Raw genomic sequence first — 13,187 nt, forward strand, 5'->3', positions numbered from 1 at the left:
GTGAATCAATGATGCAACCCATACGAGTACTTGTCGTTGATGATTCTGCTTTTATGAGAAAGTACATTACAGATATTTTACAGCAAGATCCGGGTATACAAGTTGCAAGAACTGCCAGAAACGGCAAGGAAGCTTTGGCTTTCATTTCTGCGATCCAACCGGATGTGATCACATTAGATATTGAGATGCCGGTCATGGATGGTATTTCTACATTAAAGCAGCTTGTGCAAACAAGCAAAATTCCTGTCATCATGTTAAGTTCGCTTACTCAGGATGGCGCTGATAAAACAATAGAATCGCTGGAAATCGGCGCTTTTGATTTTGTCGGAAAACCGTCCGGTACGATCTCGCTGGATTTGGATAAAGTTGGTGAACATTTACGGGCAAGAGTAAAGGCGGCCGTTTCCAGCAAACGCATAAAAGTACAAACCGGGTACATAGATGCTGCACAAGCTGCACCGCTTCAGCAACAAAAGAAAGAAGCAAAAACAACTGCACAAAAAAACCCGGATATCATCGCTATCGGCGCTTCGACTGGCGGACCGCGGGCGCTTCAAGTCGTGCTGACGCATTTACCGGCGGATGTGCCGCCTGTTGTGATCGTTCAACATATGCCTCCTGGTTTTACCAAATCATTGGCGACCCGCTTAAATCAGTTATGCAAAGTACGCGTTTCGGAAGTTGTGGATGGGGAACTGTTGCGTTCCGGTCATGCGTATATTGCGCCAGGCGGGTATCAATTTCGCGTTGAGCATCGAGCTGGCCAGATGTTTGCGAAAGTGAATGCAGATGCTCCTGTCAACGGCCACCGGCCATCTGTAGACGTATTGTTTGAATCGTTGGCAGGGATCCCTTCGATTTGTGTATATGCGGCAATTTTAACGGGTATGGGAAGTGATGGAGCAATCGGCATCGCGAATATCAAGCGCCGAGGAGGATTTACCATCGCAGAGGCAGAAGAAAGTTGCATCGTCTTCGGAATGCCTCGAGCAGCAATCGCAAAAGGCGGTATCGATGTGGTTGTGCCATTGTCGAGAGTTGCTGCAGAATTGATCAATTACCGGGAACCATTATAGGAGGCAATTGTCATGGACATGAATCAGTATTTATCAATGTTTATCGACGAATCAAGAGAGCATTTGCAGTCATTGAATGATGAGCTATTGAACCTTGAACAGTCGCCGGATTCGCTCGATACGATTCAGGTGATTTTCCGATCGGCCCATACTCTTAAGGGAATGGCTGCAACGATGGGATTTGAACAAATGGCGCATTTGACTCACGAAATGGAAAACGCTCTTGATTTGATGCGAAACGAAAAACTCAACGTGACCACAGGAGTTATGGATATTTTATTTACATGTGTCGATTTATTGGAAGCCCAGTTGTCGTCGATTATTGAACGAGGCAGCGATACGGATATCGATATTTCACAACAGGTCGAGCTGTTGCGGGCGCTGGTAGCTGGAAAACCGATGACGGAAGCACAGCAACTGGCGGCAGCAGAGGCAGCAGCGGCAACCGCAACGGTTGCGCCAGTTGCAGGAAGTGCGGACGCAGCAGATCAAACCGATTTTTTATTGAATCAATATGAACAAGCCGTGATTGGGCAGGCCGTTGAAAAAGGTTTTACAGCATACATCGTTACAGTAACATTATCTCCGCAATGCATGCTGCGCGCTGCGCGGGCGTATATGGTCGTAGATGCGTATGAACAAATTGGCGAACTTTTGCGTGCTGAGCCATCCGTTGAAGATTTGGAACAGGAAAATTTTGAATTTGATTTTCGTTTGCTGCTGATGACTACAGAATCTTCTGAGTCGATACAAGCGGTTGGATTGCGCATTTCGGAAGTTGCTTCCATCGATGTTGCGGAATTGACGAATATAGGTACTGCAACTTCCCAGTTGACGCCGTCAAAACAGGGGGAACAACCCGGTCCAAATCCAACAGAATATGCAAAAAGCACAGATGCAAATTCCACTTTTGTGCAAAGTCCTGGTGCTAATCAGGGAAACGCTGCAGATGATGTACCGGAGACAGGGAAATCCGCAAAGCCAAATTCGGGCACGAATGTTGTCCAACATGGGCACAAAACGGCGAGCAAATCGGTGCGTGTCGATACAGAGCGTTTGGACACACTCTTAAATTTATTTAGTGAATTAGTCATTGATCGGACTCGTCTGGAGAAAATTTCTCGCGATATGAATCATCCGGAATTAATTGAAACAGTCGAACATATGAGCCGAATCAGCAGCGATTTGCAAAACCTTGTCATGACCATTCGAATGGTTCCCGTAGAGACTGTCTTTAATCGATTTCCGCGCATGGTTCGCGATTTGGCAAAAGAACTTGGCAAAAAGGTTGATTTTAACATCACAGGTGCAGAGACGGAACTTGATCGTACGGTTGTTGACGAAATCGGAGATCCATTGGTTCATATGCTGCGCAATGCACTGGATCACGGTTTGGAAGCGCCGGAAAAACGCATGCAAAACGGCAAGCCGGAAACAGGTACGATTCATTTGCATGCATACCAATCAGGCAATCACGTGTTTATTGAAATTACGGACGATGGAAATGGCATTGACCGCTCGAAAATCGTAAAAAAAGCTGTGGAACGTGGTCTCGTGACACAAGTAAAAGCAGATAGTTTGAGTGATGAAGAAGTATTCTTGTTTATGTTTCAGTCCGGATTTAGTACTGCCGAGAAAATTTCGGATGTTTCAGGGCGTGGTGTCGGGCTTGATGTCGTAAAAAATAAAATTGAATCACTCGGTGGACGAGTCATTGTAAAATCTCAGCTTGGCAAAGGGACAAGCTTTATCATCCAACTGCCATTGACATTATCGATCATTCAAGCAATGCTTGTGAAAATTTATGATGAAACATATGCCATCCCGCTAAGTTCGATTATCGAAACGGCAATGATTAAAAAATCGGATATTAAAACCGTTCACCGTCAAGCTGTCATTGACTTCCGCGGACACGTAGTGCCATTGATTTCGCTCAGTCGGTTTTTCCAGATCTCGGAGACGGAACAATGGTCGGAGCAAGAACGGAACGTTGTCGTGGTTCGCAAAGGAGAAAGGCTGGCAGCACTTGAGGTTCACCAATTTATCGGTCAACAGGAGATTGTGTTAAAATCTCTTGGAAAATATTTGTCACATGTTTTCGCGATTTCCGGAGCGACCATTTTGGGTGATGGACAAGTGGCTTTGATTATTGACTGCAACGCAATTATTTCTTGATAACAATGATTTTTTATAATTTTTTACTATGAACAAAGGGGCGAAATGGAATGGCTGTTGAAATGACGCAAGGAAGCATGGAGCGGAAAGTAATTGTTTTTCGTTTGAAAGATGAAGAGTATGGAGTGGATGTCAATCAAGTCCGCTCGATTGAACGCATGCAAAAAATTACCAGAGTTCCGCGTACAGCGAATTTTGTCAAAGGTGTGATTAATCTTCGCGGTGTCGTCACGCCGATTATCGATTTGCGTGAGCGCTTCGGGTTGGCGCAGGAAGAGCATTCCGAGAATACCAGAATTATCATCGTTGCGGTCGATTCGATGGAAGTAGGATTAATCGTCGATGCCGCCAATGATGTTGTCGATATTCAGGAATCTTCCATTGAGCCGCCGCCGGCAGTTGTTGGCGGCATCCAAGCGGCCTATTTGTCAGGTGTCGCCAAGCTGGCTGACCGTTTGTTAATCTTATTGAATTTGACCAAAGTATTAAGCGCGGAAGAAATTCAACAGTTGAACCATCTGGAGAAATAGGCATGATGGACGAATTTCTTAAATTAGGCGAATTTCAATATGATGTCATTCGTGAAATAGGCAACATTGGAGCAGGTCATGCTGCGACAGCATTATCAGAGATTCTGCACACAGAAGTCGATATGTTCGTACCAAGCGTCCAATTGATTTCTTTTGATCAAATTGCCGATGTTCTCGGTGGCAGTGAACAACTCGTCGTCGGCGTGTTTTTGCGGATGAGCGGAGATATACCCGGCAATATGTTTTTTCTGTTGCAAATTGAAAGCGCCAAGAAATTGGTCCGGGCATTTATGAATAATGCAAAGATTGCGCCGCCCGAAGACCAAGATGACTTTTCGGAAATGGAACTCTCTGCATTATCGGAAGTCGGCAATATTCTGGCCGGTTCCTATTTGTCATCGTTGGCGGAGTTTACAAAAAAACGCATGACGCCATCTGTCCCGGCAATTGCAATCGATATGGCAGGAGCCATATTAAGTGCAGGTCTGATGCAATTAGGTGAGGCCGGGGAATATGCGCTAGTTGTCGATACTACGTTTTTACAAGGAAAAGCGGATATCGAAGGCCATTTTTTCCTGTTGCCTGATCCAGGTGCGGTTAGCCAATTGCTTGCTGCTTTAGGAGTGGACTCGATATGAATGTAGTCAAAGTTGCGATGGCTGATCTTAATATTTCGGAATCGCCGGATTCCTTGCGAACCACCGGATTAGGCTCTTGTGTAGGCGTTGCCATCTATGATCCGCTGAAAAAAATCGCCGGACTTGCACATGTCATGCTGCCAGAAGCAAAAGGGAGCCCTGAAACCCCGGCAAAGTATGCCAATACGGCGATTCCGCTTTTAATTCGAAAAATGTTGGATCGTGGGGCAGCAACAAATCGATTGGTTGCCAAATTGGCCGGTGGCGCCCAGATGTTTTCGTTTGCAGGCGCGAATGACTTAATGCGAATTGGTCCTAGAAATGTGGAGGCAGTTAAACTGTCGTTGCGAGCATACAAAATCCCTGTTTTGATCGAGGACACTGGCGGAAATTGCGGCCGTACCATTGAATTTTTTGCGACGGATGGCAGTCTTATTATTCGGACGGCCAAAAATGGTTTAAAAACCATATGATTGTTATTAGCTGGTTTGGGGCTGAATCGAACTGATGGATGCAAATGCATTGCAAAATTTTTGGCACAATTGGAAACAACAGAAATGCATGTTGTCTATGGATGAGCTTTTCAGGGAATTCCGTCCTTTCGTTATTCGCATTGTACATGCATTGCATATTCAGGAAACTGCCGTTTTAAGCCGCGAAGATTTAATAAGTGCAGGATTTATTGGTTTACTGAACGCATTTGACCGGTATGACACCACAATGGCAGTTCGATTTGAAACGTATGCGTATTTTCGAGTGCGCGGGGCGATTCTGGATGAACTGCGCAAGTTAGACCCTGCGCCCCGATCGCTGCGGCGTAAATTACGAAGCATACAAGATGCTTATGAAATCGTGGAAAAAGAATTGGGAAGATCAGCCTCAGATGATGAGATTGCATCTTTTTTAGATATGACAGTAGGGGAATTGCACAGGACTTTGCAGGAGTCCCAAGCGTTGCAAATCAGTTCGCTGGATGCTTCCGTTGCGGAAGATGAGAATGACGTTCGTTCTGATTTGGTATCAGATCCGGATAGTCCGAATCCTCTTGAAATTATTACACGATCTGAGGCGGAGCAAGCGTTGCTGCAAGTAATCGAACGCTTGCCGGAAAAAGAGCGCTTAGTGGTCACTTTGTACTATTATGAAGAATTAACGTTTAAAGAAATTTCGGAGATACTGGATGTAACCGTCTCTCGAATTTCACAACTTCATACAAAAGCAACATATCGATTGCGTGGGGCATTGAGTCGGAAAAAGAAAGAATGGTTCAATTAGCTGTATGACCCAAGAAAGCATGTTGCGCTGGAGGAGGTTGCGGGGTATGGAACAAAATGAACAAAAATGGTGGACAGATCATTTGCATGTAACCATTTCCGATGATCGGATGCATGCATATATACAGATACATATAAATGATTCTGAATCCGGGTCAATCCCTCTGCTGACAGCTCGCGGAATGGAACATTGGCTCGAAAATAAAGGGATTCGATTTGGCTTGCAGACGGTTGTGATATCCGCAATCGCAACGACCCCCTTTCAATACAGGGGGCAAAGTGTTGAAATTGCAACGGGAATTCCGCCTGTTTTAGGTAAGGATGCAGTGGTAGAAGTTCTTTCTGGTGATGCCAGAACTGTCCGTCCAAGATTGTTGGCGGATGACCGGGTCGATTTTTTTCATATAACAGATATCTGCAGTGTACGTGCAGGAACGACAATTGCCAAAAAAATTCCACCGATACCAGGCAGAGATGGACAAGATGTATTTGGCCGAATATTGCCGCATCCACACCCGAAGGATGCGCAGTTGCCATTTGGAGAAAATGTGAAAATTGCCGATGATGGCCAGTCTATATTGGCAGCTGCAGATGGACATCTGGTATATATACCGACAAAAAATCAGCTCCATGTGTTTTCGACGTATACCGTTGAAGGAAATGTGGATTTTTCTATAGGCAATATAAAGTTTTTGGGCAATGTGCATATCAAAGGCAGTGTATTAGACGGTTTTCGTATCGAAGCAGAAGGGGATATACAGATTGACGGTTCCGTAGCAGCGGCATCTGTTCATGCCGGTCGGGACGTGCATATTCTCGGAGGCATTCAATCGCGCGGGAAAGGCGTCGTTCAGGCAGGCAGGAATGTCAGAACACGGTTTGTTCAAACAGGGAAAGTCATCGCCGGCATGGATTGTTTGATACAGGACAGCATTATGCATAGCGATGTAACTGCAATGCGGGATGTCATCGTCTTTGAAAAAAAAGGCGTAATCGTTGGAGGAAGCGTCAACGCCGGTGAACGAATTGTGGCGGGAACGCTCGGTTCCCCAATGGCAACTGTTACCCAATTAACGGTGGGCGTTCGGCCGGATTTGCGGGCGGAACGTTTGCAGATTGAACGAGAATTGAAAGAATTGCAGAATACACGGGTAAAATCGTTGCAGGCCATCTCCATATTCCATGCAAGTGTGCAAATGGGCAAGCCCTTATCACCGGAAAAGGAACAATTGAAACATTCCGTTGAGAAAACCTTGGAATTTGTTGAACAACAAATTGTAATAAAGCAGGAACGACAAACGGAAATCGACCGACAACTCGTTCTGTCCGGCAAATCGTACGTAGTAGGAGAAGAAAGAACGCATCCGGGTGTAAAGATCGGAATCGACAACTATCTCTATCATGTGCAGGATGAACGAACACAACCGACTCGCTATTTTGTCAAAAATGAAACAATTACCCCTGAGACGTATGATGTTTCAACGATAAATCATAGACAGCGATTGTGAATGGACAATGGTAAATCATAGAAAACGACAACAATCATGAAGGGAATGCACATGGCGCATATCATACTTTATCTGGCATTGGTTGGTGTAGCGATATTTTTGTATGCATTGGCACGACCTGGGCAAAAACAGTCCGGCGGCGCAGCGGAATTGCAAATGCAGCAGCGCTTTGAACACGTGATTCAAAAAATGAGCGCCGAACAGTCGGCAATCGCCGAAACGCTGCACGGCAAAATCATGGCAATGCAGACTGCGATTGACTCATTAAGCGAAATCGTGAAACAGCAGGAAGAACGGATAAAACACCTCTCCCACACGGAAAGGAATTTTGAATCAGAGCAAACGGCAGGCGCAAATGTGACGGAAGGTCTTGCCTATTCGCCAAGACATTTGCAAGTAGTGACGCTGTTGAAGAATGGCAAGGATGTTCAAACAATCGCTCGTGAAACAGGAGTCGGTATCGGTGAAATCCAACTTCTGCAAAGGCTTATGCGGCAAAACCAAGGAGATGCCAGGTAATGTGGAGAGAACGTACGTTTTATATCGGCTGCAGTATCGGCATATGGAGTGCATGCATTCTTGGCGCTATTTTATTTTTTACTCAGTATCAAGGAGATACGGGGAATCAGTCTGCGAGTCCTGATAAAAATCCGGCATATACCACGCAACAAATTCAACAACTTGCCGCCAGTCGGCATTTAGTCGTCTTGACACAAGACGCGTATGCTGCACAAAAAAAACAACTCACGCAATTGCAAGGCCAATTGAAACAACTTCAGCAAACCATTGCTGCATCTTCGTCCCGCTCAAATGTGGGCAAAAACCAGGTGTATGTAGCGATTCAGCCGGGACTGACCGTATCGGAAACGGGTGAATTGTTAAACAAGGCCGGCGTCATCGATGATGTTTCGTCGTTCGTGCAGGCAACGAATCAACTGCATTCGTTTATCAAAGCTGGTGTATATGCATTTCCTATGCATACAGACAATCAAACAGTTTTAACAATCATCACAAAGTAATAGAAAGCCCGGGTAAACGAATTTGCAAATTGTCAATCACATTTGTTTCCATATGGAAATTATGATAGATGGAACACAGGGAACTTCTTCACAAATAAAGAGACTTTGCTTGCATTGAAGCAAAAAATTTGGTATATTATTTCACGGTGTGAATACACACGCATTCCGATGTGCATATCGGTGCTGAAGCAACAGCTCAGTTATATGTATGGATGAAGAATGCGGAGGCAAAAAAACCATGGGAGGAGGTGTGAAGATGGCGATTATCTCAATGAAGCAACTGCTTGAAGCAGGGGTTCACTTCGGACACCAGACACGTCGTTGGAATCCAAAAATGGGACGCTATATCTTCACCGAACGTAACGGAATTTACATTATTGATTTACAAAAAACTGTCAAGAAAATTGAGGAAGCGTATAACTTTGTGCGCGATCTTGCTGTGGAAGGCAAGACGATGCTGTTCGTCGGAACCAAAAAGCAAGCGCAAGAATCTGTGCATGAAGAAGCGGAACGTTGCGGCATGTATTTCGTCAACCAACGCTGGTTGGGTGGTACATTGACCAACTTTAACACGATTCAAAAACGAATTGAGCGCCTTCGTCAATTGGAGCGCATGGAGGAAGACGGAACGTTCGCTGTCCTTCCGAAAAAAGAAGTAATTCTTCTTCGGAAAGAACAAGAGCGTTTGGAAAAATTCTTGGGCGGAATTAAAGGCATGAATGAGCTTCCAGGCGCATTATTTGTCATTGATCCGCGCAAAGAGCGTATTGCTGTTGCGGAAGCGCGTAAATTGGGAATTCCGATCGTTGCAATTGTCGATACGAACTGTGATCCGGATGAAGTGGATTATGTGATTCCTGGTAATGATGATGCGATTCGTGCAGTCAAATTAATTACCGCGAAGATTGCAGATGCGATTCTCGAAGGGAATCAAGGCGAGCAAACCGCGTAATAATACTGTATGATGGGGTGGTTGCGGGGGTTGGCACCCGTCATCACCCTTTTTCTATATGAAAACATACGTCACAGATGGACGGATTCGATTTGCATCCATACATAAAAACAGCATACAACTACATTGTGGAGGGATACCAATGAGTATTTCTGCTAGTCTTGTGAAAGAACTGCGTGAAAAGACAGGCGCAGGGATGATGGATTGTAAAAAGGCATTAACGGAAACAAACGGCGACATGGAAAAAGCAATTGAGTTTTTGCGTGAAAAAGGCCTTGCTGCTGCAGCGAAGAAATCCGGTCGGATCACGGCGGAGGGACTTGTCGAATCGTATATTCATGCCGGTGGACGGATTGGAGTTCTTGTTGAAGTAAACTGCGAAACCGATTTTGTTGCCAAAAATGAAGCGTTCCGTACATTAGTAAAAGATATCGCGATGCAAATTGCCGCCGCAAAGCCGGAATTTGTACGCCGTGAAGAAGTATCGCAAGAAACACTCGAAAAAGAAAAAGAAATTTTGCGTGCACAAGCCTTGAATGAAGGCAAGCCTGCGAATATTGTAGATAAAATGGTGGAAGGCCGTATTGAAAAGTATTATAAAGAATTCTGCTTGTTGGAGCAGCCTTTTGTTAAAAATCCGGATTTGACCGTTCAACAATTAGTCAATGAAACGATTGCTAAAATTGGCGAAAACATTTCCGTACGTCGTTTTGTTCGCTTTGAAATGGGTGAAGGCTTGGAAAAGCGGCAAGACGATTTTGCCGCAGAAGTATTGGCTCAAGCGAAACTGTAAGAAAAACTGAAAGGGAAGGGAACACTGTAGGTGTTCCCTTTTTAATGAATAGCAGGATTTCATGGTTTGTTGTAGAACAGAGTTAGGAAGCGGAGGCCATTACATGCTCGAACCGAAATATAAGCGCGTCATTTTGAAACTGTCTGGGGAAGCTTTGGCGGGTCCAGCCGGTTTTGGAATTGATGCAACTGTCATACAATCAATCGCCCGACAAATCGGTGAGATTGTTCAGTTGGGCGTGCAGGTTGCCGTCGTTGTAGGAGGAGGCAATATCTGGCGCGGGGTCTCCGGCAGTTCCCAGGGGATGGATCGTGCTTCTGCCGATTATATGGGTATGCTGGCCACTGTCATGAACGCCTTGGCTTTGCAGGATTCACTGGAAAAAATAGACGTTGTGACCCGTGTGCAAACATCAATTGAAATGCGCCAGATAGCAGAACCTTATATTCGCAGACGGGCGATTCGCCATTTGGAAAAATCTCGTGTTGTAATTTTTGCAGCAGGCACCGGCAATCCGTATTTTTCTACAGATACCACTGCTGCATTGCGCGCTGCCGAGATTGAAGCAGAAGTCATTTTAATGGCAAAAAACAAAGTGGATGGCGTATACGATGCAGATCCGGCAAAAGATTCAAATGCAACAAAATTTGATTCTCTCACGTTTCTGGAAGTATTAAACCGAGGATTGGGTATCATGGATTCAACAGCTACATCTTTATGTATGGATAATAATATTCCGATTCTCGTGTTTGCGATTACAACAGAAGGAAACATTAAACGCGCGGTTATGGGAGAAACAATAGGGACAATCGTCAGGAGGGAAGAATAATGGTTCAGGATATTTTGAAAAAAGTAGAGGAGCGGATGGATAAATCGATTCAAGCGCTGCGCAAGGAATTTGCTACAGTTCGTGCAGGGCGTGCGACTCCGAACTTGCTGGATAAGATTGTCGTCGAATATTATGGAAGCACCATGCCGATTCATCAATTGGCGAATATTTCAGCTCCAGAGCCGCGGCTTTTGGTTATTCAACCTTGGGACAAAGGAAGCTTGGGTGCCATTGAAAAAGCAATCAGCAAATCGGATCTTGGATTGGTGCCGACAAATGATGGTGGCGTGATTCGAATTGTCATTCCACAATTGACGGAGCAACGCCGCCAGGAACTTGTCAAACAAATTCGGAAAATGGCGGAAGAAGGCCGTGTAGCCGTGAGAAACGTGCGCAGAGATTTGAATGATGAAGTGAAGAAAGTCGAAAAGAATGGCGATATTAGCGAGGATGAAAGCAGACGCGCGCAAGAAAAGATTCAACATGCGACAGATAAATATATCGGCGAAATTGATAAAATTCTGGCAACAAAAGAGAAAGAATTGTTGGAAGTTTAATGGTTCCCCCTTCCGAAAGAAGGGGGATGCTTGCTTCATATAATAGAAACGTTTCTATGTTTTTTGATCGTTGAAAGATCCGGCCTGACAAAGGATTGCAATTCTTTTTGCAGTTGTAGCTTGATTTCATTTGCATAAGTATAAATCAATTGTATAATATCGTAAGGAATTGAATGTTTTGGGGAGATGTCCTATATGCTGCAACGAATACGAGGGTTTTTCGGCTCGTCCCTGGAGTCTACACAAGATCAATCGCTCGACCACAATGCGGTGGTACCCTATCATGTTGCGGTAGTCATGGACGGGAACGGACGATGGGCCAAGAAACGTGGGTTGCCTCGTACTGCCGGTCATCGTGCGGGTATGAAAGTTGTCAAAAATATTGCAATCGCCGCTGATGAGATCGGCATTAAAGTGTTGACGATGTACGCTTTTTCTACAGAAAATTGGAAGCGTCCACGTCAGGAAGTCGATTTTTTAATGCGGTTGCCGGAAGAATTTTTACGTCTTGAATTGCATGATTTGATGAAACATAACGTGCAGATGCGGTTTATGGGGGCGCTTGATCGATTGCCGGCATATACACAAGAAACCGTGCGGGAAGCGATTGAGCAGACCCGTTCAAATACAGGCATTATTTTAAATTTTGCATTAAATTATGGCGGTCGCCGGGAAATAACGGATGCGATTCGAAAACTTGCAGAAGATGTGAAAGAGGGGATCTTGCTGCCAGAGGAAATTACGGAAGAATCGATTCGCTCGTATTTATTGACACATGATTTGCCGGATCCGGATTTGCTGATTCGGACAAGCGGAGAAATTCGCATCAGCAACTTCTTGCTTTGGCAGTTGGCATATTCTGAATTGTGGTTTACAGATGTGTATTGGCCGGATTTTACAAGGGAACACTTTTATGAAGCGATTCGTTCGTTTCAATTGCGGGGTCGCAGGTTTGGTGGGTTGAAGTAGGAGGTGTACACGGCGTGAGACAACGAATGATAACAGGCATATTGGGTGCAGCCGTGTTTCTTTTCTTTTTTTGGCGTGGTGGACTGGCTTTTTCCTTGTTTATCACATTGCTTTCGATCGTTTCGTTTCACGAACTGCTTTCTATGAAACGCATTCACTTTCTTACATTTCCGGCTCTCCTCGGCTTTTTGCTTCTGGCTTTTTTTATCCCTGGTCAACAACTATTGTTCTTGCCGTCCATCGGATATGGCGTTTTGGTCTATATATACGGATGCGTGACGCTCGCTTGGTCTGTCATACGAAAGAATGCATTTACATTCCTGGATGCCGCATTTTGTACATTTAGTTTTTCCTATCTGTCCTTTGGTTTTGAACGTGCATTGGCGATACGGTCAGGAGCGTTTGGAACCGAGTTTTTTGTTTTGTTTCTGCTTGTGATTTGGGCCACTGATACAGGAGCGTACTTTGTTGGACGAACCGTTGGCGGGAGGAAGTTATGGCCGGAAATTAGTCCGAATAAAACAATTTCCGGTTCCCTTGGCGGGATTGTAACAGCTGTTCTTATTAGTATTCTTTACGTCTCTTTCGTTTTACAATCCCTTTCCATTCCTGTAATTTCTGTTGCTTTGTTCGCATGCATGGTTTCCATTTGCGGTCAAATGGGAGATTTGGTGGAGTCGGCCGTGAAACGGTATTTTGGTGTGAAAGATTCTGGAAATATCCTGCCCGGACATGGCGGCGCCCTCGATCGTTTTGACAGTTTTGTTTATGCTGCTCCTTTAGCATTCTGGTATATCCATACCTTTTGGCTATAGGCAGCAGATAGAATTTTTTTGAGATATCGTTTTGCATGAAGCTTAGAAAATG

The 13,187-nt window shown here is 44.9% G+C and carries 15 protein-coding genes; all 15 read left to right on the plus strand.

The features are described from left to right. Positions 1-11: 11 nt before the first annotated feature. Positions 12-1,076 carry a protein-glutamate methylesterase/protein-glutamine glutaminase gene (locus LSG31_RS15975; RefSeq protein ID WP_347436062.1) on the plus strand — a complete coding sequence of 355 codons (1,065 nt, stop codon included), beginning with the start codon at positions 12-14 and terminating at the stop codon, positions 1,074-1,076. Between the two features lie 12 nt (positions 1,077-1,088). After that, complete coding sequence (locus LSG31_RS15980; protein ID WP_347436063.1) at positions 1,089-3,251, plus strand: chemotaxis protein CheA; 2,163 nt, start codon at positions 1,089-1,091, stop codon at positions 3,249-3,251. Positions 3,252-3,301: 50 nt separating this feature from the next. Then, positions 3,302-3,781 (plus strand): chemotaxis protein CheW, encoded by a 480-nt coding sequence (locus LSG31_RS15985; protein ID WP_347436064.1) that lies wholly within the window; start codon positions 3,302-3,304, stop codon positions 3,779-3,781. 5 nt (positions 3,782-3,786) lie between these two features. Continuing rightward, the gene (locus tag LSG31_RS15990; protein WP_347439536.1) at positions 3,787-4,419 is read left to right on the plus strand and encodes a chemotaxis protein CheC; all 633 of its coding nucleotides are present in this window, start codon (positions 3,787-3,789) and stop codon (positions 4,417-4,419) included. Further along, positions 4,416-4,892, plus strand: coding sequence for a chemotaxis protein CheD (locus tag LSG31_RS15995; RefSeq protein WP_347436065.1), 477 nt, complete (start codon positions 4,416-4,418; stop codon positions 4,890-4,892). Before LSG31_RS15990 ends, LSG31_RS15995 begins: the two co-directional genes overlap by 4 nt. A 34-nt stretch (positions 4,893-4,926) precedes the next feature. Continuing rightward, positions 4,927-5,694, plus strand: coding sequence for a sigma-70 family RNA polymerase sigma factor (locus LSG31_RS16000; RefSeq protein WP_347436066.1), 768 nt, complete (start codon positions 4,927-4,929; stop codon positions 5,692-5,694). Between the two features lie 46 nt (positions 5,695-5,740). Then, positions 5,741-7,201 carry a flagellar assembly protein A gene (locus tag LSG31_RS16005; RefSeq protein WP_347436067.1) on the plus strand — a complete coding sequence of 487 codons (1,461 nt, stop codon included), beginning with the start codon at positions 5,741-5,743 and terminating at the stop codon, positions 7,199-7,201. Between the two features lie 51 nt (positions 7,202-7,252). Then, on the plus strand, positions 7,253-7,720 hold the full coding sequence (locus LSG31_RS16010) for a hypothetical protein (RefSeq protein ID WP_347436068.1): 468 nt from the start codon (positions 7,253-7,255) through the stop codon (positions 7,718-7,720). Beyond that, complete coding sequence (locus LSG31_RS16015) at positions 7,720-8,220, plus strand: hypothetical protein (protein ID WP_347436069.1); 501 nt, start codon at positions 7,720-7,722, stop codon at positions 8,218-8,220. The genes LSG31_RS16010 and LSG31_RS16015 overlap by 1 nt, the downstream gene beginning before the upstream one ends. Positions 8,221-8,476: 256 nt before the next feature. After that, on the plus strand, positions 8,477-9,172 hold the full coding sequence (rpsB, locus tag LSG31_RS16020) for a 30S ribosomal protein S2 (RefSeq protein WP_347436070.1): 696 nt from the start codon (positions 8,477-8,479) through the stop codon (positions 9,170-9,172). A 142-nt stretch (positions 9,173-9,314) separates the two neighbouring features. Next, positions 9,315-9,965 carry a translation elongation factor Ts gene (gene tsf, locus LSG31_RS16025; protein WP_347436071.1) on the plus strand — a complete coding sequence of 217 codons (651 nt, stop codon included), beginning with the start codon at positions 9,315-9,317 and terminating at the stop codon, positions 9,963-9,965. Between the two features lie 103 nt (positions 9,966-10,068). Next, positions 10,069-10,794, plus strand: coding sequence for a UMP kinase (gene pyrH, locus LSG31_RS16030; RefSeq protein WP_347436072.1), 726 nt, complete (start codon positions 10,069-10,071; stop codon positions 10,792-10,794). Next, a complete protein-coding gene (frr, locus tag LSG31_RS16035) occupies positions 10,794-11,351 on the plus strand; it encodes a ribosome recycling factor (protein ID WP_347436073.1) in 558 nt (185 codons plus the stop codon). The genes pyrH and frr overlap by 1 nt, the downstream gene beginning before the upstream one ends. 195 nt (positions 11,352-11,546) lie before the next feature. Next, the gene (gene uppS, locus LSG31_RS16040; protein WP_347436074.1) at positions 11,547-12,320 is read left to right on the plus strand and encodes an undecaprenyl pyrophosphate synthase; all 774 of its coding nucleotides are present in this window, start codon (positions 11,547-11,549) and stop codon (positions 12,318-12,320) included. Between the two features lie 14 nt (positions 12,321-12,334). Continuing rightward, positions 12,335-13,135, plus strand: a complete 801-nt coding sequence (locus tag LSG31_RS16045; RefSeq protein WP_347436075.1) for a phosphatidate cytidylyltransferase — start codon at positions 12,335-12,337, stop codon at positions 13,133-13,135. Positions 13,136-13,187 lie beyond the last annotated feature (52 nt).

Origin of the sequence: Fodinisporobacter ferrooxydans (genome assembly GCF_022818495.1) — a bacterium.
Lineage (GTDB): Bacteria > Bacillota > Bacilli > Tumebacillales > MYW30-H2 > Fodinisporobacter > Fodinisporobacter ferrooxydans.

Bases quoted from the DNA above. Each gene is read 5' to 3' on its own strand.
- LSG31_RS16000 (WP_347436066.1), top strand. From the start codon at position 4,927: ATGGATGCAAATGCATTGCAAAATTTTTGGCACAATTGGAAACAACAG.
- LSG31_RS15990 (WP_347439536.1), top strand. From the start codon at position 3,787: ATGGACGAATTTCTTAAATTAGGCGAATTTCAATATGATGTCATTCGT.
- LSG31_RS15980 (WP_347436063.1), top strand. From the start codon at position 1,089: ATGGACATGAATCAGTATTTATCAATGTTTATCGACGAATCAAGAGAG.
- pyrH (WP_347436072.1), top strand. From the start codon at position 10,069: ATGCTCGAACCGAAATATAAGCGCGTCATTTTGAAACTGTCTGGGGAA.
- frr (WP_347436073.1), top strand. From the start codon at position 10,794: ATGGTTCAGGATATTTTGAAAAAAGTAGAGGAGCGGATGGATAAATCG.
- LSG31_RS15985 (WP_347436064.1), top strand. From the start codon at position 3,302: ATGGCTGTTGAAATGACGCAAGGAAGCATGGAGCGGAAAGTAATTGTT.
- uppS (WP_347436074.1), top strand. From the start codon at position 11,547: ATGCTGCAACGAATACGAGGGTTTTTCGGCTCGTCCCTGGAGTCTACA.
- tsf (WP_347436071.1), top strand. From the start codon at position 9,315: ATGAGTATTTCTGCTAGTCTTGTGAAAGAACTGCGTGAAAAGACAGGC.
- LSG31_RS16005 (WP_347436067.1), top strand. From the start codon at position 5,741: ATGGAACAAAATGAACAAAAATGGTGGACAGATCATTTGCATGTAACC.
- rpsB (WP_347436070.1), top strand. From the start codon at position 8,477: ATGGCGATTATCTCAATGAAGCAACTGCTTGAAGCAGGGGTTCACTTC.
- LSG31_RS15975 (WP_347436062.1), top strand. From the start codon at position 12: ATGCAACCCATACGAGTACTTGTCGTTGATGATTCTGCTTTTATGAGA.
- LSG31_RS15995 (WP_347436065.1), top strand. From the start codon at position 4,416: ATGAATGTAGTCAAAGTTGCGATGGCTGATCTTAATATTTCGGAATCG.
- LSG31_RS16015 (WP_347436069.1), top strand. From the start codon at position 7,720: ATGTGGAGAGAACGTACGTTTTATATCGGCTGCAGTATCGGCATATGG.
- LSG31_RS16010 (WP_347436068.1), top strand. From the start codon at position 7,253: ATGGCGCATATCATACTTTATCTGGCATTGGTTGGTGTAGCGATATTT.